The sequence below is a fragment of the Paenibacillus ginsengarvi genome (assembly GCF_003626695.1).
GTDB lineage: Bacteria > Bacillota > Bacilli > Paenibacillales > NBRC-103111 > Paenibacillus_AB > Paenibacillus_AB ginsengarvi.
In genome coordinates, this window is record NZ_RBAH01000007.1 from 261,119 (window position 1) to 285,747 (window position 24,629).

Here is a 24,629-nt window from a genome sequence, read left to right on the forward strand (position 1 = left end):
AGTGATATAATGGCCTGGTTAATCGCAGCTTGCGGGAGGATGGCAAACGATGAGAAGAGTGGACGTTGCAAACACGCTGATTTACGATGAATCCCGGCAAAACATTGTCATGGTGCTCAACCAGAAAAGGGACTCTCGCTACTGGTCGATTCCGGGCGGGGCCGTAGAACCGGGCGAAACGCTGGAGCAAGCGGCCATCCGCGAAGCGAAGGAAGAGTCGGGCCTCGACATTACCCTTGGCGGGCTGCATTCGGTCCGGGAAGTGTTTTTTACGCAGGCAGGAGATCACGCCCTCATCTTCACCTTTTATGCGGTCGTTATCGGCGGGCAGTTGGAAATTCTCGACCCCGACGGCGATATTATCGAAGTGAAATGGATGAGCGTGCAGGAAGCGAATGAGGTCATGCAGTACCTGCCTTCGCCGATCTCGGTCGACGACTCGCACGTCGCGTCGTATTATTTTCAAGGAAATCGCTGATTCACGTAAAACGCGTCCATACCATTAACAAGCCCCCGTAATAACGATTACGGGGGCCATTGGTGCAAGTATGCGTTTAATCAGGCTGCAGCGATGCCGCATCAGTTTCCGCTCTATAACCAAACTTGAGACGCTCGGTCCAGGAAGTAAAGTTAATAAGCGCGTCATCGGCATGCGTCAGTTGATCGATCGCACCGACGTGGACCAGCTTGCGGATCGTTTCATCCGCAATCGCCTCTTTGCACGCCTGGACGTACTGGCCCGTATTCAAGACACGATACGGCCGAACGGCATTGTTAATCCCTACTTGAAAAGGTTCCGACCTGGGAAGAACCGGCCGGGTCAGTCCAAGCGCATTATGACGCCGGGCAACGATCTCCAGAGCCTCTGTCACCCCGTTTTCCCTCGATTGCTGGTCCGGACTTTGCAGGATACGGTCCAGAATAGGGCCGATTTGCGGCGCGATGAACAGCCGGGAAAAGGCGGTTCCGAACCATTTCATATAAGGCCAGTACCGTTTCTCCTGTAGAAAGCAAAGCTCCATAATGAGGCGGACTAGGCGGCAGGACACCAGAATAGACCCTCTCGTATCGCCCGCTTCCGCAGTTCTGCCTAGAAGAGGCTCGACATTGCCGATCAAATGCCACTGGGATGCCATCATCCACAGCCATACATCCGCGGGATACCAGGAAAACCTTTCGCGAATACGGGTCAATTCGCCCGAGTCGTCCCGAAAGACCGCTCCGGAAGTAAACTGAAGCAGATGCTGCTGGGGCATGGACAGCCAGACTTCCACAGTCGGCTCGGTAAACGAATCGATCCTGAGCTGAGCCGCAACCCACTCCTCGACCGTTGTAACTTCGACATGATGCCTGACTGTACCGGTTTGCAATGAGTGAAACTGCACAGGAAATCCTTTGAAAGTTGCCGGCAGTCGGTCCTCGATGGATAACCTCACCGCCTCGACTTGCGAAGAGCGGACAAAAAGCTGCATCCGCGGCCCCCAGCTATGATCGGTCGAACGGGGCTGATCGAAACCGAGGACTTCCGAACCTTCTCCGATCAAGGCGGCCGCATGCGGCTCGTTTACAAGCTTGGCCACAACCTCTTCGTAAAAGCAACGCGACAGCTCGATTCCGGGTATGAACGATTTCACTGTTGTAATCCCTCCTGAACAAGTTTCCGGGGGAATTACGTCTTTTTCACGGGCGGTTTATACGCATTCCCCGTTTTCGTTTTCCATGATTGCCCGTATTCGCTTATAGCTCTCCATACGCAGGCACCTCCATGCTCTTGATACAAGTAATGATACCATAATCTGCAATTCGTCACGAGCCGGTTATTTCTCGTGCGGCTCGGGCACTCGAACGCCCTTGCACTTTCGATCGTTGTTTCCCGGCGCAAAACGCTGCGCTCTGCTTTTTCCGCACCTTGTTACGCACCCTCTTTACAAACGTAACAATGTTATGTTACATTCAAATTCGTCAGGAGGTGCTGATGTGGATCAAGAGCTTATATCGAAAAAAGAGCTGCTCGAGCTGACGGGTATTTCGTACGGGCAGCTGTATCGATGGAAACGGAAAAATTTGATTCCCGAGGAATGGTTCGTACGCAAATCGACGTTTACCGGCCAGGAAACGTTTTTCCCGAAGCGAAATATGCTTGCCCGCATAAACAAAATTAAAAATATGAAGGACGACTTGTCGCTTGACGAGCTGGCCGACGTCTTCTCGCCGGCGGCGGACGACTTGTCGCTGCCCGAGCATGAGCTGGTGGATCGTAACATTGTTTCCCCTCCTTCGCTCGAGCTGTTCAAACGGACGTTCGGCTACTCACCCGTCCTCCCCTTTAACCGGATCTTGTTTCTGTACGCGCTCGACAAGCTGCTTCGGGCGGGAGATCTTAGTCTCGACGAAGGCGGCATGATGCTGAAGACGATCCAGGATCATGAGGCGGCGATTACAAACCAAAATTGGACCTTTCTGTTTATGCGGAAAATGGGCGTATCGTCGTTTCTGATGATGACTCAGCAAAATGAATGCATATTCGATGCAGGCAGCAAGGTCGTAGCCCGGCTGACCGCCGCTTCCGTCGCCGAAGAATTGAAGCTGAAACTGAATGGATGAGGAGAGAACAAACGATGGAGAGACGATATGACGTCAAAATCGTCGGCTCGGGCGGTTCCGGAGGCGGCCTGTTCAAAAACGTCAAAATTAACGGCGAAGCCCAGTTTAGCGGAGATGTCGACTGCCTCGCTTTTCGCTGCAACGGCACGTCCAAAGTATACGGCTCGCTGAAAGGAACGTCTTGCACCGTCAACGGAACGCTGGACATCACCGACGATTTCGATACGGGCGAAGCGAAAATTAATGGCAAAATGGAAATCGAAGGCAACTTGAAGGCGCGCTCGATCCGATCGTTCGGCGAAACCAACGTGCGCGGCAACGTCGCCGGCGAAGAAGTCGGCCTGCAAGGCACCTTCCATATTAAAGGGCATTGCGAAGCGGAGAAGCTGCGTATTCAAGGCATCTTCCGGATTGGCGGTCTCGTCAACGCCGGCGAAGTCGATATGGCTGTCAACAGCCGCTGCGAGGTCAAAGAAATCGGCGGCGAGTCGATCCGGATTCACCGCGCCGAAGGCAATATGCTGAAAAAGCTGATCGGAGCGTTTTTCCTTCCATCCGACTATTACGAGGGAACGTTAGCGGCCGGATCGATCGAAGGCGATCATATTTACGCCGAGCACACGACTGCGGATGTCATTCGCGGGGCGACGATCGTTCTCGGTCCCGGCTGCCGGATCGGACGGGTTGAATACACCGAGCGGTTCGAGTGCCACCCGAGTTCGGCCGTGCAGGAACAAGACCAACTACAGATCTAGATAGGAGATAAGTTATGAATAAAACGGAACGCAGAGATTTGAACATAAACGGCGTCCTAGGCGGATGCGGCGGCGGCCTCTTCAATAATGTGTCGATTAACGGCCACGGGGCGATCAACGGCGATCTGGACTGCACTCGTTTCGTTGCGAACGGCAAAGCTACGGTACGCGGTTCGATGAAAGCTCATAGCATCGAAGTGAACGGGTCGTCCTCCTTCGGCGCAGGCGTGGAGACAGACAAGTTGCGGGTAAACGGCAAATCCGATATCGAGGGCGCTCTAACCGGCGGCACTTGCCGCATAGACGGGCATACCCGAGTAGAAGGTCCTATCGCCGTCGAGGAACTAGAGATCAACGGATCGTTTACGGCCAAAAACAACTGCGATGCCGAACGATTCCGCTCGCGGGGCAGCTTCCGTATCGAAGGCTTGCTGAATGCGGGTGCTATCGAGATCGATCTATATGCCGAATGCCGGGCCAAAGAAATCGGCGGCGAAACGATTCTGGTTCGCAAGACCGGAGACAACGCGATCAGCAAGCTCGTCAAGGCGCTAATCTTCACCAGGGACGCACTGATCACCGACCTTATCGAGGGTGACGAGATCTACATCGAATCTACGAAAGCGGCCGTCGTCCGCGGCACGAATATATCGATCGGTCCCGGTTGCGATATCGGGCTGGTGGAATACAAAGGCGAGATGAAGCGCCACCCGGATGCCGTCATCGGCGAGATTCGGCAAGTTTAAAAAGAAAGGAACGATTCGTGATGAAATCTTCGAGGACAACGAGCAACCTGCCTCTCGTCGTCGCCGGTTTGCTGATCGGGATTCTGGTCTCGGCTATGGATAACACGATTGTGGCAACTGCGATGGGGTCGATCGTCGGGGATTTGGGCGGACTCGACAAGTTTGTCTGGGTCACATCCGCTTATATGGTGGCCGAGATGGCCGGTATGCCGATATTCGGCAAGTTGTCCGATATGTACGGCCGCAAACGTTTTTTCATTTTCGGTCTGCTCGTTTTTTTGCTCGGTTCGATTTTGTGCGGTACGGCGCAAAATATCGTGCAGCTTAGCATTTATCGGGCCATCCAAGGCATCGGCGGAGGTGCTCTCGTCCCGATCGCCTTCGCGATCATGTTTGACGTGATTCCTCCGCAGAAGCGCGGCGCTATGGGCGGCCTGTTCGGCGCCGTATTCGGTCTGTCGAGCATATTCGGCCCGCTGCTTGGCGCGTATGTGACGGATTATATCGATTGGCGCTGGGTATTTTATATTAACTTGCCCTTGGGCCTTATTGCTTTCGTATTCGTCGCTTTCTTCTACAAGGAGTCCATTCGTCATGCGAAACAGCGGATCGACTGGGCCGGAGCCGTCACTCTCGTGGCCGCGATCATCTGTCTCATGTTCGCTCTGGAGCTGGGCGGTCAAAAATACGATTGGAATTCGCCGGTTATTATTAGCCTGTTCGCTCTGTTTACAGTGCTGTTCGTTTCCTTCCTGCTTATCGAGAGAAAAGCGGCGGAGCCGATTATATCGTACGCGATGTTCAAAGTCCGGTTGTACGCCTCCAGCTCGCTCATCGGCATTTTTTCGGGAGCTGCCTTCATAGTCGCTACCGTATACATTCCGATCTATATCCAGGGCGTTCAAGGCGGAACCGCCACCAACTCCGGGCTGCTGCTGCTCCCGATGATGCTCGGCAGCGTTGTCGCGAGCCAGGTCGGCGCGCAATTCGCGATGCGAACGAGCTATCGCAATGTCATGTTCGTCTCCGGCCTCATACTGATTACGGGCATCGCTCTGCTTACAACGCTGACAGCGGACAGTTCAAGGCTTGCGGTCACTCTGTTCATGATTGTAGTAGGCCTTGGCATCGGCGCTTCGTTCTCGGTGCTCGGCATGGCGTCCATCCACCATTTTGACGAAACGAAGCGGGGCTCGGCCAATTCGACGCTCGCTTTCTTACGATCGCTCGGCATGACGATTGGCATTACGTTATTCGGTATGATCCAGCGCAATTCGTTCATGGACTCGCTGGGCTCGCTATTCGGTTCAACTGGCGGCGGATCGTCTCCCGCGGCACTTCCTTCAGCCGAATTGCTGAAAGATCCGAGGGCACTCCTGTCGCCGGAAGCGCGCGCCGGTATACCAGACAATATCTTGCGCAGCATTACCGATGCGCTGTCGTCCTCCATCGCCCAAACGTTCCTGTGGACGCTTATTCCGGCTGTGTTATCGCTGCTGTTCGTCTTTCTCATGTCAAACGAGAAGGTGCTCATGCATGGCAAGACGGGGCAGCCGGTCAAGCCGACTCCTGAAGTTTGACGCACCTCCATATCGTCATATCGCCATAAAACCGGATTCCGTTTTGTTACGGGTCCGGTTTTTTCGCCTGCCAAGGGAAACTGTCGATCTGGCCGCATATTTCATGCTGCCATTCCGTATCCCGCGTCATCGACGCCAGAAGCGAAGCGTTCTCGAGGCAAGCCATCTCCCAGCACAGTTTGGCGTTTACTTGCATGCACTGTTCGAGCTCGGTCTGTTCCTCGGGCGTCAAACGGCGATTGCGCGACAACGTCCACAGCGTCGCCATACGCCTGTGCGCCGGATGTATCGTCATAGTCATCTAGCGTCCCCCTCAAGTAGAAACGGTTTCCATCTACTCGCAGTGTAACCAATTTGGGGGCGTTTCATTGCTGGCAGAATAATACCCGCCAGATGGGCGGGTATCGGACTTTAGTTTGCAACCGGACTGATCGCTTCGGACCACGAAAGCGAACCGTCCGCCACCGCCTCGATCGCGTCGCCGAACAGGTCGCACATTTGCACGAACAGCTCGATGACAGACAACGTCTCGTCTTTATCAAACGTGGCCGAAGCGGGCAGCGAGTAGATGTACCGGTAGTGGATTTCATTCTGCTCATTAACGCCGAAATGTCCTAGCGGTAACCGTGTGTTGAAATCCAGCAGCAACTGCGCCATCTCCGCTCTGCGTTCCTGCGGGAGCTCGAACGGAAACGTAACATACAGCTGCAGCAGCTGCACGGCCGCTAGTTCATCGTCGTCAAGAGGCAAGAAAGAGAAATGGAGAAACCGGTCGCGGCCTTTTCCGTCCTGGCTAAAACCGGCCATCAAAATATGAATCGGCAGCAGTTCGGATTTCTCCAGCATGGTCGCCGGCAATCCGGCTTCTTCGACTATCGTCTGCAGAAAGCCGAGCTGGGCCAAATGTCTGGCATGGGCAAGTTCGTTCAGCATCGCTTTCGCTCCTTTCGTACGGAGCGATCATCGTTCGGCCATAGCCGCGATCATCGCTTCTTTCAATTTATCCGGGTCACTTTGTACTTTCTCCAGATGCGACCAGTTCATTCCCGTCGCTTCCACGAATTTTTTCACATGCTCGTATTGCCCTACGACACCGTTGTTACTTGGATCAAAGACAGGCAAGCTCGAGAACATCGCAATAATCAGGTCGGTGTCGGCCTCGCGTCTTAGTTTCTTCTTGTCGCTCGATTTGTTCTCGTCGAACATCCATTTCGTCAAGCTCGAAGCTCCCGTCTTGGATGCGCGATCCCGTCCGGCCTGCTTCAGCGTGCGAACCGCAGGCATCGCCGCGCCGAAACCGGTAGCGACAATTTTCAGCGGGGTGCCAACCTGCGCGCCGACGCCGGTCAAGGTGGCGATATCGCCGCCGATCTTGATCATTTCCGTTAATCCGATCAAGCTGCCCCGCGTGATCCGCTTTTTGTTAATATATTTCAATTCCTTTGCAAGCTTGTATTCGGTAGAGGCCTGCTCGAATTCGCTTAATCTCGTGTACTCCCTGATTTCCTTATCGAGACTCTCTTTATTGTTCGCGATGTCCGTTGCGAGACTCGTTTTCTTGGTCGTAAGCTTCTGGATTTCTCTGTTGATCGGCGCGAGAAGCGCTCTCTTCTCTGCTTGCGTCTTATTCGTAAGCGCCAGAACCGACTTCTTCTCATCCTGCTTGGCGGTCAGCTCATTGTCGACATCCGTCTGCTTGGCATCCAACTCAGTTTGCTTCGTCTCCAGCGCGTCTTTGCGAGTTTCCGATGCCGCAATCTTATTCGGCAGGTCGCGCTTAAAGTCCTCTAGCTTCTGTTTGTCAACGCCGGCGTTGCCGCCGAACCAGCTTTTCGGAATAATAAAATCCGCATCCGCATGTTTTTCTTTGAAGCTGCGTTTGACTAGCTGCATCGATTCTCTGCCGATATTGGCCTTGATAATTGCGGCGACCTGGAAGGCGATCTTCATGCCGCTTACCGCGATCGAGACGCCCGGAATGGCGGACGTTAGCGCGCCGGTTCCCGACTCCATCAGCTCCAGAACCGATTTCGCCACCTTCAGGGACGAAGAAGCGGCCTCGAGCGCGCCTTTGATCGTTTCGAGCGATCCTTTGGCCACGTCGGTTTTGGACAAGCCGCCTTCTTCCTTATGTTTGTTGTACATTTTGTAAATATTAACGACGGCTCCTACCGCTTCCTTCAGCGCGGTCAAACCTTCCCCGACCGTACCGGCATACTCGCTCACGGAGGAGGAGGAACCGACACCTTGCAGTTGTCCGTTCGCTTTGGCCGCGCTGTCCACGAGCTTGGTAGAGCCGCTTACCGCTTTACCGCCGCCCTCCAGCACTCCGGAAACTTGTTCGGCACCGTGAAAAGCCTGGTTGGCCGTCGATTTGCCGTCCTTGTTCTGGACTATTTTCACCGTCTCGCGAATCGAGCTCATCAGCTTGAAAACGCCGCCGAGCATATCCGCTGTTCCTCCAACCGTACCTATTCCGCCCGAAGTTTTCGCCATACCGGCGTCCTTGACATTATCGTCCTCGTCGTAGGCGACTTCCGCCAAATCGTCCGACGTGTCTCCGAAAGGCTGACTGAACGTATCGGTTACTTCGCCCGCCGTCTCGAGCCCTTCGCCGAGCTTGTCTTCATCGCCGGTTTGCTGGGCTTGTCCGCCGTTGGAGTTGGACGAGCTGCGTGAAAAAACGCCCTTTACCCTATCAAACAATCCGCGCTGAATGACGCCAGCGTTCATCGAACGGATATAAGCTCCCGTCGCTTGGTTGCCGTGCGTCCGCTGCAATTGCAGCAGCAGATTCGCGGACAGAGGGCCGGACTGCAGAGCAGCTGCCCCGTTCGCAGCGGCCGGTTTGCCGCTTTTGGCGCGAGCCGGAGCGGGACTTGCGTGCTGCCGGTTAAGGGATTGTTGATACCCCGTTTGAGAAGGCATCGGTTACACTCCTATCTGTGTGCAGAAGCTTTTGTCAAGTCGGAGTGCTACCGCCCCGCTGCTGAACGACGTGAGTCAATTCATGCCCGAGCAGTTCCTGTCCTTGTCTGCTTCCCGGATTGTATTGTCCTTGCCGGAAAAAAATATCGCTGCCGGTCGTAAACGCCGATGCCCCGATCGAACGGGCCATCCGATCCGCTTTGCCGTCGGTATGAATACCCACCTGATTAAACTTCGTCCCGAACGCCGATTCCATCTTGGCCTGAATATGGGCATCCATCGGCGAGCCGCCGCCCCGCTTTTGCTCGATATCCCGTTCCAGCGACGCATCGGCATCAAAGCCGTCCCCGGAACGCTTCATCTGCAGCTCTTCCGCTTCTTCTACCGCCGATTCGTCCTCATTCCGCTGGATGCCTTCCGGCGAACGCTTCATTTGCAGCTCTTCCGTTTCCTCTATCGCCGACTCGTCCTCGTCTCGCTGGATGCCTTCCGGCGAACGCTTCATCTGCAGTTCTTCCGCCTCTTCTATCGCCGACTCGTCCTCGTCCCGCTGGATGCCTTCCGGCGAACGCTTCATTTGCAGCTCTTCCGCTTCTTCTACCGCCGACTCGTCCTCATCCCGCTGGATGCCTTCCGGCGAGCGTTTCATCTGCAGCTCTTCCGCTTCTTCTATCGCCGATTCGTCCTCGTCCCGCTGCACTTGCTGAGCGCCTGCTGAGGGCCCGGAGATGAAATCGGCCACCTTCCGTCCGACTTGATCGGCCTCCTGCTCGTACGAGTCTCCGGCGGGGCCGACCGTCAGCTTCGTTTGTACGGCACCCGGTGCCGAAGCCGTCAATCCTCCTGTGCCAATCACGCTGCCAACGGCTTTGTTTCCTAACGAACGCTGCAACTGCATGACCGGATGATCGCTTGCGGCCTGAGACCGCTGAATGCCTTTCGATTTACGGGATAACTCCCCCTCCGGTCGTTTCTGGATGCTGGTATGGCGCTTCGTCATCGCTTACGACCTCCTTCGCCGCAACGTATCGTGTAAATTCCGCGTACTGTATCACGAACAATATACCACATTTTGCCTGAGCGCGTCGTGCCTTGTTCGTAACTACTTAGCAACTGCTTATGCATCTACTTCTTCTCGATCAGGAGAACAGCTATATCGTCGGACTGCATCGCCCCGTTCGCAAAACGGTCCACCTCATCCAATAACAGCCCTACCATCTGTTTGCTCGCATAGTCCCGCATTCCCTCAAGCGCAGCGAGCAGCCGCGACGTGCCGTACTGACGTTTCTCCGCATCCTCGGCCTCGGTTATGCCGTCCGAATACAACACCAGCCGGTCGCCCGGCAGCAGCACCTCCGCGTTATTCGCATATAACGTATCGTCCATCACGCCGAGCGGCAAACATTTTTGGGCTGCAAGCGGGTCAATCCCGCCGCCTTCCCGCAGCACATAGGGCGTACAATGGCCTCCGTCGCTGAATATCAGCTTGCCGGTCCGCATATCGAGCACGCCGCAGAAAATCGTCGCAAACATCGTAGAATCGTCCTTGTACAGCTCCCGGTTTACGGCGGTCAGCAGCTCTCCGGGACTAACTCCACTCGACATGCGCCCTTTGATGAGCGTAACGATCATGGCCATGTAAAGCGCAGCCGGAATGCCTTTGTCGGAGACGTCACCAAGCGCAAAAAACAGTTCGTTTTCTCCAAGCAAAAAATAATCGTAAAAATCGCCGCCCACTTCCCTCGCGGGACGCAGCGTCGCGTTCACCTCTGCGGGGTACGGGGCTTCGCGGCTACCGTCTTCACCGGCTCTCGCTACGGACCCGGCGTCCACGCCAGCCGCTTCCGATTCCTGCCACAGAAACGCAGCCGATTTGACCGGCAGAAGCTCCTTCGGCACGAAGCCGCTCTGGATACGTTGAGCGAGCATCAGCTCGCTCTCCATTCGCTCTTTCGCGGCCCTCGTCGTTTTCAGCGCCTCTATCGATTGCTGCAGCGCATCGTACAGCATCGCGTTGTCGAGCGAGACGGCAGTCGGGGAAGCGATCGATTCGAGCAGCCGCAAGTCACGGTCCGTAAAGGGCTTGCCGCCCTTCTTGTTGATGACTTGCAAAACGCCGATAACCGCGCCCTTGCTGTACACCGGGACGCAAAGCATATTCCGCGTCGCATAGTTGACCCGATTCGCCACCTTCGACGACCAGCGGGGATCTCCGGCGGCATCGTCGATTTTGACCGGCCTTCCGTTCGCGGCCACCCATCCGGCCACCCCTTCGCCCATTTTCAAACGCACCTCGCGCACTTCCTCGCCTTTGCTTCCGGTCGCCAGTTCGAAATACAATTCGCACTTGTCCGGATCGACGAGAATGATGGACGAGGCTTCCGCCTGCATGATCCGGGCGCTCGTGTCCATAATCCGCTGCAGCAAATCTTTTTTGTGAATCGTCGAGTTCATATCCAGACTTACTTCGAACAGCTGCATCGTCCGGCGAAGTTCCGCGCCAAGCCGGCGGCGCCTCCATTCGCTCCAAGCCCATCCGGCTATCGTCAGCGTCAGCAGCGCATACAGGAGCGCATTCATACGTTCATCCTTCCGTGGCCTTGCATCGTATGCGGGATCAGCCTACCGCTTCCAAGGCGTCCCGCTCCGTCGCGCAAATCGTGAAAATAGCGCTGAACCCGGACATATCGAAAACTTCCTTGACGTTCTGGTTCAAATGAGCGAGCGCGAGCTTGCCTTGGATCGTTTTGATTTTTTTGGCCGCAAGCAGAAAGCTGCGCAAGCCGGCGCTGCTTACATATTCGAGCTGCGACAGATCGAACACGAACCTCGCGGCCCCTTGCTCGACCAGCTGTAAAAATTGCGACTCCAGCGCCCCCGACGTATTGCCGTCCAAGCGGCCGCTCAAAGCAAGCACCGTCGCTCCGTCCTTAGCGCGTTGTTCGATATTCATTCCGCTACATCCTCCTTCTGCTGCTGCGTTCGCAGCGTCATCTCCAATCGGTTCCGCTCTTCCCGCCGCTCGTATGCGATCGTCTCCGCTAACGTGCGGGCAAAATGGATGCCGAGCCCGCCGATACGGCGTTCCTCGATACCTGCCTTTAGGTCCGGCTCCGGAAGAGTCAGCGGATTAAAAGGGACTCCGTTGTCGGTTAAACAAACCTCTGTGCAGCCCGGCCCTTGCGATAAACAAACCTCGATCTCGGCATGCTGCCGCGTTGCCCCGTCATACCCGTACGAAATGATGTTCGTGACGAGTTCCTCGCAAACAAGCTGGAGACGGTAACGCGCTCTTTCGTTAAGCTCGTAAACATCCGAGGCGCTGTCCACAAACAATCGCAGCTTCTCAAGCTGCCCCATGTCGCCGCACAGCGTCAAACGTTTGGTCGTCATAGCCGCCCTCCTCTCGCCGGTTAAGCCGCAAACATTCACGCCATCTTCATCAGCATATTTTCCAGCAACCGGACACGCGCGCTTGTGGCGTGCAGCAGCCCGATGCCGATTTCCGGATACAGCCGAATGAGCCGGGAGAGCTGTTCGCCATGCAGCGCCAGCACCTTCGCGTCGTCGAAGATGACCTGCGCCGTAACCGAGGAAGGCGCCCCGTCGAGAGCCGTGTTATCCCCGAACGACATTTTCGCGCCGAGCACTCCGATCGCCGCCCCTCCGCCGTCCTCCGTTTCATTGCTCAGCTCTATATGGCCTTCGATCAGCAAATACAAGTACGGCGACGTCTGTCCGCGTCGCAGGAGGACGGCGCCTTCCTGATGCAGCTCCTCCTGCGAGATGCCGGCCAAGTGGCCCAGTTCGTCTACGGACAAGTTCGAGAACAGCGAAACTTGCTTCAAAAAGATAACTTTGTCCAGCATCGACAGCATTTGCCGTTCTTCCTTCATGCCTGATCCCTCCTCCAGCGCGTAGCCGGCAATTCGGTTCAGCCATTCGTCGGGCCACGTCATCGCATCCTGGACGATCGCCTTCGGATGGCCGGAGCCGTGATCCGATTCGGTCCGCCTCAGCAGAGCCAGCAGCGCGGCGGACAGCTTCCGGTCGCCGATCCCTTCGACCAGCACCTCCATACCGTTCTCGCGCACTTCCTCGTTCTCGTCCTGAACGGTTTCCTTCAGCGAGTGGACGACCCGTTCGTCCGACAGCTGGGCCAGCACTTCCCACACGCCGCCTACCAGCGACTGCTGAATCTCGATAAAGCGGTGGGCCGCCAGCTCCGCGAGCTCCGGCTTGTTCAGCCGCCGAAGCGCTTCCGGCAGCGCGCCTTCCCGGCTCGATACGTTAATGCGCTGGACGCATAATTCGACCAGCTCCGCGCGAATCGCAGTCTCATCCATCAAGCGGGCCAGCACGGATACCGCCATATTCCAGATGAACGGATTGCCGTTCATAGCGCCCGCGTGCTCCTTTAGTATCGCCAGCGCCTTGTCGCCGATATCGATCAGAGCGTTGTGGATCGCTCGGGCAAGCTCCTTGTCGACGGACGGTACCATCGCGAGAATAATCGGTGCGGCTTCCTCCGCCTGCAGCTTGCCGAGCGCGTGAATGGCGGCGGCCTTAACCGCCGGCTTCGGATCTTCCAGCAGCGTCATCAGCCACGGCGCGTAGCTGGCAAGATGCAGATCGGCAACCGTGTGACAGCCGTAAATCGCCCACTCTCCGCCTTTGTCCAGCATCGTGATCAGCGTTTCTTCACAGGCGGAGTAGCTTTCCTCGCTTTCCAGCGCGTACAGCGCTTTAATGCCTTCGTAAACGACCCGCGGTCTCGGATCGAGCAGCTTGGCACGCAAAAAGTAATGCACCTGGCTCTTCATATGTTTCGCCTTAGCCATTTGCTTGACGCACTCCGCGCGCACCTCTTCGTGCTCGTCTTCCAGAAACGCCGCCACCTGAACGAGCTCCTGCACGGTCGCCGCCTGCAGATTCATGGCGCGCAGCGAGGCCACGCGAATACGGGCGCTCCGGTCGCCGATCAAACCGACCAGATGCGGGAAGTAAGAAGTATCCTTCACCTTGCCGATCAGCTCAAGCGCCAGTTCCCGCACATAATCGTTCGGATGCTTCAAATACTGCAGCACCGCCGACAGCGCCTTGGAATTGCGCATCGCCCCGAGAAACGATACGGCGCTGTCCGACAAGTCGGCGAACAGCGATTGCACGCTGCCTACAAGCTCCTTGACGTACAGATGGCGGCCATACCAGGCAACGGCGATCAAAACCGCGGCGAGCGCGATGCCGACCCAAGCCAGCGGTGCCAACCCGACCCATTTGGCCGAGTGGGTCAGCGACAGGGCCGATCCGAGCAGGATACCGCCTGATGCGGCTAAGCCCTGCGCAAAATAACGGAAGCCGTCCCTCTCGGATATCGGCAGCATTTTGAAAAACAGCTGGTAGCACGGCTCCGCAATATAATACAGCAGCACATACAGCACCGCATAGGAGCCCGATGTGACGCCGAGACCAACAGGGCTCCCCATAAACATTGAAACCACGCCGAAGCCTACGAGAAACGTTACCGATATCGCAAGCAGCATATTGCTCGCGCCGAGCTTATTCATCAGCTTGCCGGATACCGTTTGCAGCAGCAAACAAAACGTAAACTGAAGCGCCGTAATGAGCCCGTAATAAGACGTCAGCTCGCCCTGCGACGTAAATTTCGCTTCCGCCGCATTGAAATACTGGTATTCCATCATGAAATAAAGCGCAGGCATCAGCGTCATAAGCGTAATGGCCGTCAGCATGAACGGGCTGCGCAGCGTTTGGCGCAAATAATACAATCCGGGTCTCCTCACGCTCGCAGTGGCAGGCGAGTCATGCTTGCGCGACGCCTCCTTGATCATCAGCGGAGTCAAATACCGGGCCAGCGATTTGCGGAAATAGCGGTAACCGATGCCAAGCACGATCGGAGCCAGCGCATACACCGCCTCCGTCCCGAGCCACGCGCCTACAACATAAGCGATGATCCCCGCCGCAATGCCGCCGGTCGTAGTCGAGGCGATGAAAAGCGGCATCAGCCGTTTCGCCTGCTGCGTTGGGCACAGGTCAAACGCTGTGCTCCACAGCAGCAGCGTCAGCTGACGGACGACGAAGTTGGACGAAATGAACAAGAACGGATAATAAACGGCCGAGCCGATTCCGCCGAACAGAAATACGAGCAGCACAGCCGCGTTCAGAACCAGAATGCCCAGCATAATGAGATACAGCTGCCGCATAAACTTGTCTTTCGCCGCACTCCCGGCGAGCTTGGAGAGCAGCCAGCCTTCGATCGGCAGGATAGCCGCTTCCGCTATATACACATAAGGCAAATACTGCACGCCGAACCTGACGTTAAACAGCGACATGAACGCCGTATAATTGAGCGATTCGGCAATGCCCCCGCACAAAAATATCGGCAGCATGATCCACAGCTTGCGGGTGTCTTCGCCGCTAAGACCAAACCACCGAGTCATTGCAGACTGCATCTTCAATCAAGTCCTATCCGTTTGGTTTACGCCTTTTTCCGGTTATGGTCCGGGCTTTGCGGCGCTTTCGCCGGCACCCGGCAGTTTTTTGTAATAGGCCAGCCGGTCTTCCCCGTCGTAGTAAAAGTCCGGATACCGCCCGATCTGCCTGAAGCCGTTGCGGACGAACATATTCTGGATCGGCACGTACTCCGGCAAATCGCAAGTATAGGTAAGCAAATACCGGCCTCCGATCGAAATAACGTATTGCTCCAGCGCGCTGTACAGCTGCCGGGCTACTCCATACCGGCGGTACTCGCGATGCACGACCAGATAGTCCCACAAATAACCGTCCGTCTGATGCTCGTTCTCCTTGCAGCTCGTTACGCCGACAATGTCTCCGGCTCCGTTCTCCACATACCAATACATATGATGCCTCTGCTGCAGGCTGGCGAGCGGAGCATGGCGAAAATGGTCCAGCTCCCCGGGCGTATGCCGCGCATCGTCGAACGACCATTCGGACAGGAAAAAGGCGCTGATTCTCCGCGCCTCCTCCTCCGATTTCATCTGAACAACCCGTATATCGTTTTTCGATTGTTCCGCATAGCCGATACTCATACTTGTCCTCCCCTGTTCGAGCATGCCCGTTTACCGGCTGCGGCGGCCTCAGGAAACCGACAAAGTGCCGTTCCAGTCTTCGGTCGTGCCGTTCTGGTAATACTCGTCGCACAAATAGAAATACAACTGAGCGGCCTTGTCCTGCCGGTTCATCTTAATCACCATCAGAAAAGCTTCCCGCGCATCGTGAAAACGTCCGACCTGGTAGTAAGTGACTGCTTCCTCGAAACGCGCCTTCGTCCGTTCCTTGAGCGTCCGGATCGTATCCGGGTCTCCTTCGTACACGTCGTACAAATGGAGCGGCTCCTTGATGCCGCCGACCTGGATCATGCCCAGATTGCGGTACCCAAATCGGGACGCATCGCTTAGCGATTGCACGACGTTATCCGTAATTAGAATCGAAGCGCCTAGCGGTTCGGTCAGCTTCTCGAGGATGATCGAGATGTTAACGTTATCCGAGATGACGTTACTTTCGAGACGCTGCTCCTCGCCGATAATACCGAGCCTCAGCGGCCCTTTGTGCAGGCCGATGCCGATATCGACCGGACGGTACCCGGAATGGTTCCGATGGGTGTTGTACAGATCCAACTCCCGCCGCATTTCCACGGAAGCGCGGAGCGCCTCGTCCGCGGAGCCGGGGAACAGCGCCATAAAGCCGGCTCCCAAATATTTGTTGATCATCCCCTGATGATTGCGCACATACGGGCCGAACCGGTTCAGAAACGAGTTGACGAAATTGAAATTTTGTTCAGGCGTCAGCAGCTTCGACATCGTATAAAAGCTGCGGATGTTGCAAATCATCGTGCTCATGTTTTGCTCGACCTGATCGCCGAGCCGCACATCGAGAATCGAATGCTTGTTCAGGAAGCGCAAAAACTGCTGCGGAACGAAACGGTAGTAGGCTTCGCTGAACGCCTCAACCTTCATGATGTATTCGCGGATTCGCGCCGCCATCGTATTGACGCTTTCGCCGAGGTCGGCGATTTCGTCTCTCGTTCGGATTTTGACTTCCGTCTCCCAGTTCCCCCTGGCGATATCGCCGACGCTTTTGCGCAGCTTGCGCAGCGATGACAGCTGAATGAACGTCATCAGCAGCAGCACAAGCAGCAGACAGGCGGTGACGATGACGATATTGCGCACGATCGACTGCATGACGCTTCTGCGATGGATGAGCAGCGATTCCATATTTTTGCTCGTTTCGAACACGCCCACAATTTTTCCCGCGGAGTTCGTGATCGGGGCGATCCCATAGCTCCAGCTGCCCGTATCGTCCGTCCAGCCGCCGTTAGCCACTTTGCCCTGCTCGACCACCTGCCTGTTCTCGTCCGTCATCGGGAACGGGTTGAACATGTGCATCTCGTCGTCGTCTTCCACAATGCGGTAAATCAGCCCGTTTTCGACTTTATACACCGCTTTGTAAAACCCGCGGTTTTCGGAGCTCGAGCTGTTGTCGAAGACAGCGTCTATTTTTTTGCGGAATTCATTGTACGTCTCTCCCCGGTACTCAATCGGAGAATTAAGCGCCTCCAGCTTGTCGCCGTCAACCAGATTTTGTCCGTTCGCCGCAAGCAGTGAAAGCTCGCGATACGTTTCCTGTTCCATCTTCTCGACAAAGTTGTTGTAGATGAACATCGAGAGCACCACCATCGCGGCGACGACCGCCGGAACGAAAACGACGATCTGCTTGAACAAAAGCGACGTGCGACGCTTCAGCACATCGATGAGGAACAGCTTGACCGCTGCCAGCAATAGCAGCGCGCAAACGGCTGCGGTCGCCCATACGAGCCACCGGTACGCGACATAACGATCCGAATACAGAGCGTTATTGAGCGAAGGGGCGAACGTCCCGTTGGCGTAACGCCGGTCGAGCTGCTGATCGTCGACGATGATAATGTCGCCGTCCTGGCTCAGGCTGATTTCCGGCTTTTTGTACGGAATCCGGATGCCGCTCTCCTCTTCTATCGCTTCATTGACGAGCTCCTCGACAATGTATGGCTGAAGAGGGTCGAACCGGCTGATCGCCTTGGAGAAATAATCGATATACACGATTCGACCTTTGCCGTCCAGCCGGATGCTCTCGGGAAAATTGCGGCGTGTCCGGTCCAGCCCGGGCAGCGGGTAGATCATCTCCGACTTGCCGTCCAGCTTCACGCTGTACAATTCCCCGCTCCGAGTCGAATAATAAATGCTGCCGGGCTTCACGCCGTCGATATCGGCCAAATACTTGTTCGCCGGCATGTCGAACACGAACATCGGCTTCGCTTCGTCTTCCCCGGCCCGAAGCCGGTACTCGGTTACCTTCGTCACTTCGTCGTTATAGAAGATCAGGTCGCCTTGCTCCAGCTGCGGGCTTTTCAAGCTGCCGATCCGGTACCTTTTCATCTTGTCGTCGTAATCCTGGTTGAAAATGACGCGGTCGAACGAGCCGTCGGCTCCGAACCGGACGATCTGCTCCGACTTGACGGTCAGCCCGTACGGGTCAAGCAGCGTCCGCACCGTATACAGCCGGTTTTGCTCGTCGACGATCATGTCGTTAAACCGGAATTGCTCACCGTTTTTGCCGACTTCGCTATGGATCGAGAACAATAAAGTTCCGTCTTTCTCCAGCTTATGTATCGTTTTTTTGGAGTTGTCAATGACGTACAAATTATCGCTTGGATCGGCGATCGCCTTCGACAGGCTGACGAACGGAAGCTCGCGGTTCAACGGGTTTTGCTTCAGCAGGCGCCTTTCTTGGAACGCGTACGTTCCGGCTACGGCCGCCAGCAGCAGCACAAGCAGCAGAACCGCAACAGGCTTCTTCATGGGACGGTGTCTCCTCGTCTATTAACTTGGTAAGCTTACCGGTACAGCTCGATCGTGCTTGTTTCGCCGTTCCAGACGACTTCGATCCCGAGCGATTCAGCCAAAAAGCGGAGCGGCACGAACGTTCGGCCGGCCGTAAGCTCGGGCGCGGCTTCGAGCTGCACCAGTTCGCCGTTTACGTAAGCGATCCCGCTTCCTATCGTACACTGGATCGTCCCGTAGCTCGTGCTGACCGTCGCCGTTCTCGTATCCTCCGCCCAATCGACCGCGGCGCCGAACGATTCCGACACCGCGCGCAGTGGAATAAAGGTGTTTCCGGCGCGAATGTACGGCGGGATGTCCGTCTTCAGCGGAGCGGACGGCGACAGCAGATGCTCCGGCGGAAGCGGTGCCGCTTCGCCTTTCGTCTCGGCCGTTATCTGCTCGGCAAGCCGCTCCAGCTCCGCCGTTTGCTGCTCCCCGTACATGTCTTTCTGCTTCGCGATCAACCGGACGAGCGAGGCCGCTTCCTGTTCGTCCAGCCGCGCAGCTAGCTGCTCCCGCAGCACCGCCGCAGCTGTGCCCGGCTCCGGCGGAGGCTGTGCCGCAAGCTGTGCGGCAACCTCCCGGACCGCTTCCAACCCCGCAAACAATCGCTCCTTCTCGAGCTGCGCCTGCGAGGTTTGCACGGCGGACAACGTCGCCGCGAGCGCTTCGGCCTTCGCCTTGTCGCCCGCCTGCTCCGCCTTCGCGCGGTCGGCATTCAGCGTGCGCGCCGCCTCGGCGAGTACCGCCAGGCCGTCCGCGAAGCCGCCGGAAGCTTCCGCCGCCTTGCCTTTTGCGTCCAGCAAAGCATCCAGCGCCTTGATCGCGGTCGCCGCGTCGCCTGACAGGACGGCTCTGAGCAGTTCCTCCTGCCGGCTACCCGCCAGCGCTTCCAACTCGTCTTCTCCAAGCGTCTCCGCGCTGCCGGGCTCCGCTGCACCAGTTCCCGCTCCCGAACCTTGGCCCGTGCCGGGCGTTTCCCCTGCGCCGCTGCCCGAGCTTCCGCCGTTTTGCGCCTCGGCGAGCCCCGCGAGAAGCGCCTCGGGACTACCGACTAGCGCCATTTGCTTCATCGCCGCTTTTGAATCGCCAGCCTTGAGCGCTTCCAGCATCGCTTTCTGCGCCTTCGCCTCCTCGGCCCGGATCGCAATGGCGGCAAGCAAATCGCCTTTCCCGGCGTCCACAGCCGCCTTTTTGTCCGCTTCCAGCTTTTCCAGCTCGGCAGTTAGTCTGGCGATCTCGCCATCTAGCTCTGTAGGGCTTAGAAGCGAACGGACCGCGTCCTTCCCCTGCACATCGATCGTAATTTTGAGCGCCTGAAGCTGCTCGGAAGATAATGCGGCGGCGCCTTGCGGATCGTTCAGCGCCGAGGCGTCGGTAATCCGGTCGAGCGAGAACCAGGTCTTGCCATCCGGACTGTAGACGATGCCTTGTCCCGAAGTCTTCACGGTGGCTGCCGCTGCATCGTACACGGCTTCGCTCAGCGCCTCCAGCTTCACCTTCGTCGTCCCGATGATCACCTCCGCGCCGCTTGTGCCTGCCGCTGCTCCCGGCGCTGAGTCGCCGATCGAAGCGGCCGGACTGTCCGGCTGTGCGGGAGCGATCGTAAAGCTTCCCGATGTGCCTCCCCCGAGCGGCGCTTCGCCGATCAGTTCGTCGCCGCGGTACAGGGCGATTCGCATCTGCTCCGGCTTGGCCAAGACAACTGTCAAGGCGCGAACCGGTTTGCCCGCCTTCGTTTTGCCGCCGACGATGCGGCCGCCCTCTCCGATCAGCACATAGTCGGTCGCCTTCAGCCTTTTGTCCGGCACGGCTGTAAACTCGCTCAGGAGCTCACCGATGGCCGGCCGCAGCGTCCATTTGCCCGATGCGGGCTGAACCGGCGCCGGCTGAACGGGACTCAAGCCGTCGTCGATCCCTTTGTACGGCAGCAGTCCCGGCTTGTAGGTGCGCTCCAGCGCCCCGCCCGTATCCACGTTCAGCTTGCCGATCGCTCCCATGTAAGCGATCTGGGCGGACAATACTTGCGAATCGGCGGACTCGTACGCCTCCTCCGCCTGCTCCAGCTCCTCCGGCGGGGACAACCCGAGCTTCCGCTTGCTTTCGGCTTTGCCGAGCGCGCCGAATGCCGCCTCGCGGGCCCGCAGCGCCTGGGCGTATGCCTCCTCCGCCGTCTTCGCGTCCAAGTACGTTTGCCGGACGGCGGCAATGACAGCTTCGCGGCTTTCCTTTTCCTTCAGCGCCGCCTTGCCCTGCTCCATCGTCGCGAGCGGAAGTCCGTTTCGCAGATCGTCCAAATAGCGAAGTCCGTCGAATTCGCCCTGGAACAGCTTCTTAGGTATAGGGAAAATGATCCAGTAATACCCTTCCCAATCCTGGCGCACCTGCTCCAGCAGCGACTCGTAGCTCGCCGTGAACAAATCCATGTCGATATTGCCCGCATCGTACATCCGGTCGAACGCCTTCATCCGCCCGGCCCCGAACTTCGAGGCATACAGCTGGCGGGTAGCATTCAGCTTCTCGTCCGCAAGCCTTCGCGATTCGACATCGCGGATGAGCGCGGTATTCGCCGCAAGCGCTCCCGATATGTAGCCCGGCAGCGCCCGCTCGGACAAGTCGGCATATACCGGGTCGAAAGTCATGGCAACCGGCTGCTCCAGCGATGTTCCTATCTTGCCGCCGAGCGCCAGCCGGGCCCCCTTCGCGGCCAGCTGCGCCTGCTTGTAGGCGGAGGAGGCCCGCTCCAGCGCTTGCGCCGCCTTTTCTTTGTCCGCTTGCTTCGCCAGCCCGTACTTCAGCTTTTGCCCGGTCGCATCCGCTTCCCGCAGCGCCTCGTCCCGCTTGTTCCGGGCAGCCTGTTCCGCCAACATCGCCTGAAAGGCTGTCAAATACGACTGCTCCGCGTCGTTTTTGACCTGAATCGACGTTTGTCGCGCCTGCTCCAGCGCTACGGTCAATTGCATCTGCGCCTCCGGCACCTTCATCCCGGTTTGCAACTGCTGACTCAAATTGCGCGGTTTGGCGAACGGTCCCGCCGCCTTCTCCTCCTCGCTTTTCCGGGCATACCGCGCCTGCTCGAGCTCAGACTGCTTCTGTCTGATGCCTGTGCGGGCATCTCTCAGCTCGGGACTGTTCGCCAGCGCCCGGGACGCCGCCTCCTGCAAGGACAACGTTTTCAAATCGGCCCCCGCAGCAGGCACGGCGGCAGCCAAAGGCGCCGCAAAGACAAGCAGCGTAATAAAGCCGAGCTTTAATCGGCCTGCCGATCGATCCAAAGGAAGGCTCCCCCTTCGCAACTCCTTGCTGCTTATGTTCATAATGATGCGCTGGCCCCGGATACTGTCTCAGGACATATTGCCGCATCGATGTTTTTCTAGTACTATGAAACTAATTATACCATTTATTGCTTCAAAAATGATAATGAAGATTGGAAGAATGTCGAAATGGGCAATATTGTATGCGGCGGAGCGATGCTGCAATGCAGCTTTGGAGTCGCTCCAAGCTCGTTGATGGTTTTACCGGTCAATCAGGTGATGACGTCCATGCCGATTGCGAACATTATGGACAATAAGCCGATGGTTAATATTATGCCGTTCGGCATGTGTCAGTCGATGGCCAATCCGACCGTGGCCGCCGCTACGGCCGCCAAGTTTGGCACTCTCACGCCCATGCCCTGCATCCCGATGACGGCCGCTCCATGGGCCCCGGGCTCTCCGACCGTTCTGGTCGCGAATATGCCGGCGCTGAACAATACATCCAAGTGCATGTGCAACTGGGGCGGCGTCATCCAGGTCGTTCAGCCCGGCCAAGTTACGATACAAGTCCCTTAAGCCCCCACTTTGGCTCCCGCAACTTCGATCGGGCAGGGGGCTTTCCGGCGTTTTCCGTATTTATTTTACCGCGAGGGACGTGACAAGCTTGTCGTTCAATCCTGTGAAGACGCTTGAAACGGTTTTCAAGCCGATTCTGAATCCGATGATCTTTAAAATATTGAAGCCGATTCGGGAAGTAGGCAAGCTGCCCGGCATCGTGATCAAGAAATTCCAGGCGGTCGTGAACGGCTTCGTAAACCGCAAAGAGACCTCCCTCCGGAACTATGTGGGCATCGGCAGCTATTATGTGTCGAAACGGCTGCTGCTCATCGCCGCCCTAGCCGTAATGGCACTTGTCTATTTTTTGTTTATACAGCCTCCGGCGTTTGTGAACAAATGGTTTCACCGGGTTCCGGTCCTCGTGGAAAATACGCCGAAAGCCGTAGCCTATACCGGGAATGCCAAATTGGTCGACGAGGGCAAGCGGCCCCGCTACACTGGCGATCTGGTGGACGGCCAGTTTTCCGGCAAAGGCAAGCTTTATAACGAATACGGAACGCTTGTCTACGAAGGAGATTTCGATAAAGGGCTGAAATCCGGCTCCGGCTCGCTTTATGGCGACGGCAAACTGTTGTACAAAGGGGCTTTCGCGGCCGATCTGTACAGCGGCGAAGGCACCTTGTTCCGCGAGGACCGCAAAATCGTCTACACCGGCGCGTTCCAAAACGGCAAATACAGCGGCGCGGGCAAGCTGTACGACGAGAAGAGCACTCTGATCTACGACGGCGCGTTTCTGGAAGGAGCTTATCACGGCCCCGGCAAACAGTTCGCGGCCAGCGGCCAGCTCGTCTACGAAGGCGAATTTTCGGCAGGCGACTATAACGGCGCGGGCAAAAAGTATGACGAGTCAGGGAAGCCCGTCTACGAAGGAGCGTTCCTCAGCGGACGGTATGCGGGCGAAGGAACGGAATTCTATCCGAGCGGGCTCGTCAAATATAAAGGGCTGTTCGCTGCCGGAACGTATAACGGAGCGGGAGAGCTGTTCGACGATAAAGGCGTGCTCCGCTTCAAGGGAACGTTTCAGAACGGAACGCTGAGCGGTGCGGGTGAAGCGTATGACGAGGCGGGCAAGCTGGCGTACAAAGGCGAATTCGCAGGCGGCGTCTACGACGGAATCGGCATCCTGTATGATAAGGACGGCGCAGTCGTGGTGAAATCGTTTTTTGAAAAAGGCCGGATCAGCCTGCAAAAGTTCATCGGCCTGCCCAGCAAAAGGGTCGAAGAGCTGCTCGGCAAGCCGACCGAAACGGCGCTGCTCGATCAGCCGCTGCCGGATGCCGCAACATCTTCCGGCGAAGCTCCTGCGGAGCAAGGGAAAGCGGACACGGGTTCAGTCCCTGCAGCGCCAAATAAGAAGGACGATGCGACCAAAGGCGACTTGACAGGAACAACGACGAATGTGGCGACTTCATCGTCCTCCGCTGCGGCAGGAACAACGGCGGCGGCAACGAATGTGCCTTCGGCGACGGCCGCAGCGGCTGGGGCTGGAGCAGCAACAAACACAGTGCCCGGCGTCAAGTTTCAGATGAACTATGCCGATCTCCAGATTTCCTTCATCGTCGAACCGTCGAAGTCGAATCCGAAGGAAGCGGTCGTATCCGAGCTGCACGTCTGGGGCAGCAAGCCGCTTGCCGTGCTTCAGCCGCTCATCGCAGCGTTCAAGGATGGGGAGAAGACGAATGCGGAAGGTTTTTCCGTTCTGGAGCTGTTGTCCAGAGAGCCCGGAGGCATGACGGTCAGCCGCTATTACCGGGACGACTATTTATACTCCATGACGTTTGTCGCCGGCGAAAAAATGGCGCACGAACTGGAGATTGTCGGCGTCGAACGCGTCAAGCATTAGACGCACGCACTAAGAGGGATGCTCCGCCCGGGAGCATCCCTCTTTTTTCTGCAACAGCTTGATCCGCATTACCGCCATATGCAGGTGGTATAGAAATAGAAGTCCTTTGAGACTTTTATTTTTCTCGAAAATGGTGATTTTAGAAAAATAAAGTGCTATTGAGACTCTTATAGCCGGCATACTTGGCTCCATGTGCGATTTCGGCACGAAATAAGCGTCCCAAAAGACTGCTATGCCCACGTACTTCCAAGTAAAGTTAAGATAAGAGTCTTCAGAGGCACTAGCGTTGCAAAGACTCTATCACACTATGTCAGGTCGTGCTGAATTGAGGAAAAATTCATTTCATTACTTTATTTTACATTAACTTTTTCCGGGAATCCGCCAAAAAGGACAACTCCAACATAA

Annotated in this window: 19 protein-coding genes; 7 read left to right on the forward strand and 12 right to left on the reverse strand. The window is 56.7% G+C overall.

Annotated features, from left to right (window positions below):
- Positions 1–49 precede the first annotated feature (49 nt).
- The gene (locus D7M11_RS12495) at positions 50–478 is read left to right on the forward strand and encodes an NUDIX hydrolase (RefSeq protein WP_120747539.1); all 429 of its coding nucleotides are present in this window, start codon (positions 50–52) and stop codon (positions 476–478) included.
- A gap of 76 nt (positions 479–554) precedes the next feature.
- Here D7M11_RS12495 and D7M11_RS12500 read toward each other — a convergent pair whose 3' ends face one another.
- On the reverse strand, positions 555–1,634 hold the full coding sequence (locus tag D7M11_RS12500) for a DUF4037 domain-containing protein (RefSeq protein ID WP_120747540.1): 1,080 nt from the start codon (positions 1,632–1,634) through the stop codon (positions 555–557).
- Positions 1,635–1,977: 343 nt separating this feature from the next.
- Here D7M11_RS12500 and D7M11_RS12505 point away from each other — a divergent pair, with 343 nt between their 5' ends.
- Genes D7M11_RS12505 through D7M11_RS12520 form a run of 4 tightly spaced genes read left to right on the forward strand, consistent with a single transcriptional unit; the run spans position 1,978 to position 5,685 of the window.
- Positions 1,978–2,604, forward strand: coding sequence for a YhbD family protein (locus D7M11_RS12505; protein ID WP_120747541.1), 627 nt, complete (start codon positions 1,978–1,980; stop codon positions 2,602–2,604).
- A gap of 14 nt (positions 2,605–2,618) precedes the next feature.
- A complete protein-coding gene (locus tag D7M11_RS12510; RefSeq protein WP_120747542.1) occupies positions 2,619–3,359 on the forward strand; it encodes a bactofilin family protein in 741 nt (246 codons plus the stop codon).
- A 14-nt stretch (positions 3,360–3,373) separates the two neighbouring features.
- Positions 3,374–4,105, forward strand: a complete 732-nt coding sequence (locus D7M11_RS12515; RefSeq protein WP_120747543.1) for a polymer-forming cytoskeletal protein — start codon at positions 3,374–3,376, stop codon at positions 4,103–4,105.
- Between the two features lie 20 nt (positions 4,106–4,125).
- Positions 4,126–5,685, forward strand: a complete 1,560-nt coding sequence (locus tag D7M11_RS12520; RefSeq protein WP_120747544.1) for an MDR family MFS transporter — start codon at positions 4,126–4,128, stop codon at positions 5,683–5,685.
- A gap of 46 nt (positions 5,686–5,731) precedes the next feature.
- Here the strand turns inward: D7M11_RS12520 and D7M11_RS12525 are convergent, their stop codons facing one another.
- The 11 genes from D7M11_RS12525 to D7M11_RS12575 form a co-directional block, all read right to left on the reverse strand.
- Positions 5,732–5,986 carry a DUF7667 family protein gene (locus D7M11_RS12525; RefSeq protein ID WP_338042488.1) on the reverse strand — a complete coding sequence of 85 codons (255 nt, stop codon included), beginning with the start codon at positions 5,984–5,986 and terminating at the stop codon, positions 5,732–5,734.
- A gap of 110 nt (positions 5,987–6,096) precedes the next feature.
- Positions 6,097–6,618, reverse strand: coding sequence for a YbjN domain-containing protein (locus D7M11_RS12530; protein WP_120747545.1), 522 nt, complete (start codon positions 6,616–6,618; stop codon positions 6,097–6,099).
- 27 nt (positions 6,619–6,645) lie between these two features.
- Positions 6,646–8,613, reverse strand: coding sequence for a hypothetical protein (locus D7M11_RS12535; protein WP_120747546.1), 1,968 nt, complete (start codon positions 8,611–8,613; stop codon positions 6,646–6,648).
- A gap of 34 nt (positions 8,614–8,647) precedes the next feature.
- Positions 8,648–9,613 carry an eCIS core domain-containing protein gene (locus D7M11_RS12540; RefSeq protein ID WP_120747547.1) on the reverse strand — a complete coding sequence of 322 codons (966 nt, stop codon included), beginning with the start codon at positions 9,611–9,613 and terminating at the stop codon, positions 8,648–8,650.
- 125 nt (positions 9,614–9,738) lie between these two features.
- Entirely contained in the window at positions 9,739–11,193 is a 1,455-nt protein-coding gene (locus D7M11_RS12545; RefSeq protein ID WP_120747548.1) for a PP2C family protein-serine/threonine phosphatase, read from the reverse strand.
- Between the two features lie 37 nt (positions 11,194–11,230).
- Positions 11,231–11,566: an STAS domain-containing protein gene (locus tag D7M11_RS12550; protein ID WP_120747549.1), complete on the reverse strand. Its 336-nt coding sequence runs from the start codon at positions 11,564–11,566 to the stop codon at positions 11,231–11,233.
- Complete coding sequence (locus tag D7M11_RS12555) at positions 11,563–12,006, reverse strand: ATP-binding protein (protein ID WP_120747550.1); 444 nt, start codon at positions 12,004–12,006, stop codon at positions 11,563–11,565. The genes D7M11_RS12550 and D7M11_RS12555 overlap by 4 nt, the downstream gene beginning before the upstream one ends.
- 35 nt (positions 12,007–12,041) lie before the next feature.
- A complete protein-coding gene (locus D7M11_RS12560; protein WP_158606569.1) occupies positions 12,042–15,071 on the reverse strand; it encodes a HEAT repeat domain-containing protein in 3,030 nt (1,009 codons plus the stop codon).
- A gap of 54 nt (positions 15,072–15,125) precedes the next feature.
- Positions 15,126–15,680 (reverse strand): GNAT family N-acetyltransferase, encoded by a 555-nt coding sequence (locus tag D7M11_RS12565; protein WP_158606570.1) that lies wholly within the window; start codon positions 15,678–15,680, stop codon positions 15,126–15,128.
- A gap of 48 nt (positions 15,681–15,728) precedes the next feature.
- Positions 15,729–18,485 carry an adenylate/guanylate cyclase domain-containing protein gene (locus D7M11_RS12570; protein WP_120747553.1) on the reverse strand — a complete coding sequence of 919 codons (2,757 nt, stop codon included), beginning with the start codon at positions 18,483–18,485 and terminating at the stop codon, positions 15,729–15,731.
- A gap of 35 nt (positions 18,486–18,520) precedes the next feature.
- Positions 18,521–21,784, reverse strand: a complete 3,264-nt coding sequence (locus D7M11_RS12575; protein WP_158606571.1) for a stalk domain-containing protein — start codon at positions 21,782–21,784, stop codon at positions 18,521–18,523.
- A 168-nt stretch (positions 21,785–21,952) separates the two neighbouring features.
- On the opposite strand from D7M11_RS12575, the gene D7M11_RS12580 reads away from it, so the two are divergent.
- Together D7M11_RS12580 and D7M11_RS12585 are read left to right on the forward strand one after the other, a co-directional pair.
- Positions 21,953–22,339 carry a DUF4280 domain-containing protein gene (locus D7M11_RS12580; RefSeq protein ID WP_120747555.1) on the forward strand — a complete coding sequence of 129 codons (387 nt, stop codon included), beginning with the start codon at positions 21,953–21,955 and terminating at the stop codon, positions 22,337–22,339.
- Between the two features lie 88 nt (positions 22,340–22,427).
- Positions 22,428–24,224 (forward strand): MORN repeat-containing protein, encoded by a 1,797-nt coding sequence (locus D7M11_RS12585; protein ID WP_120747556.1) that lies wholly within the window; start codon positions 22,428–22,430, stop codon positions 24,222–24,224.
- The last annotated feature ends 405 nt before the right edge of the window (positions 24,225–24,629 follow it).

What these genes read in the sequence shown, in the direction of transcription:
- D7M11_RS12495 (WP_120747539.1), top strand. Translation starts at nt 50, where the DNA reads ATGAGAAGAGTGGACGTTGCAAACACGCTGATTTACGATGAATCCCGG.
- D7M11_RS12515 (WP_120747543.1), top strand. Translation starts at nt 3,374, where the DNA reads ATGAATAAAACGGAACGCAGAGATTTGAACATAAACGGCGTCCTAGGC.
- D7M11_RS12520 (WP_120747544.1), top strand. Translation starts at nt 4,126, where the DNA reads ATGAAATCTTCGAGGACAACGAGCAACCTGCCTCTCGTCGTCGCCGGT.
- D7M11_RS12550 (WP_120747549.1), bottom strand. Translation starts at nt 11,566, where the DNA reads ATGAATATCGAACAACGCGCTAAGGACGGAGCGACGGTGCTTGCTTTG.
- D7M11_RS12565 (WP_158606570.1), bottom strand. Translation starts at nt 15,680, where the DNA reads ATGAGTATCGGCTATGCGGAACAATCGAAAAACGATATACGGGTTGTT.
- D7M11_RS12570 (WP_120747553.1), bottom strand. Translation starts at nt 18,485, where the DNA reads ATGAAGAAGCCTGTTGCGGTTCTGCTGCTTGTGCTGCTGCTGGCGGCC.
- D7M11_RS12580 (WP_120747555.1), top strand. Translation starts at nt 21,953, where the DNA reads ATGGGCAATATTGTATGCGGCGGAGCGATGCTGCAATGCAGCTTTGGA.
- D7M11_RS12530 (WP_120747545.1), bottom strand. Translation starts at nt 6,618, where the DNA reads ATGCTGAACGAACTTGCCCATGCCAGACATTTGGCCCAGCTCGGCTTT.
- D7M11_RS12545 (WP_120747548.1), bottom strand. Translation starts at nt 11,193, where the DNA reads ATGAATGCGCTCCTGTATGCGCTGCTGACGCTGACGATAGCCGGATGG.
- D7M11_RS12560 (WP_158606569.1), bottom strand. Translation starts at nt 15,071, where the DNA reads ATGACTCGGTGGTTTGGTCTTAGCGGCGAAGACACCCGCAAGCTGTGG.
- D7M11_RS12555 (WP_120747550.1), bottom strand. Translation starts at nt 12,006, where the DNA reads ATGACGACCAAACGTTTGACGCTGTGCGGCGACATGGGGCAGCTTGAG.
- D7M11_RS12510 (WP_120747542.1), top strand. Translation starts at nt 2,619, where the DNA reads ATGGAGAGACGATATGACGTCAAAATCGTCGGCTCGGGCGGTTCCGGA.
- D7M11_RS12525 (WP_338042488.1), bottom strand. Translation starts at nt 5,986, where the DNA reads ATGACTATGACGATACATCCGGCGCACAGGCGTATGGCGACGCTGTGG.
- D7M11_RS12535 (WP_120747546.1), bottom strand. Translation starts at nt 8,613, where the DNA reads ATGCCTTCTCAAACGGGGTATCAACAATCCCTTAACCGGCAGCACGCA.
- D7M11_RS12540 (WP_120747547.1), bottom strand. Translation starts at nt 9,613, where the DNA reads ATGACGAAGCGCCATACCAGCATCCAGAAACGACCGGAGGGGGAGTTA.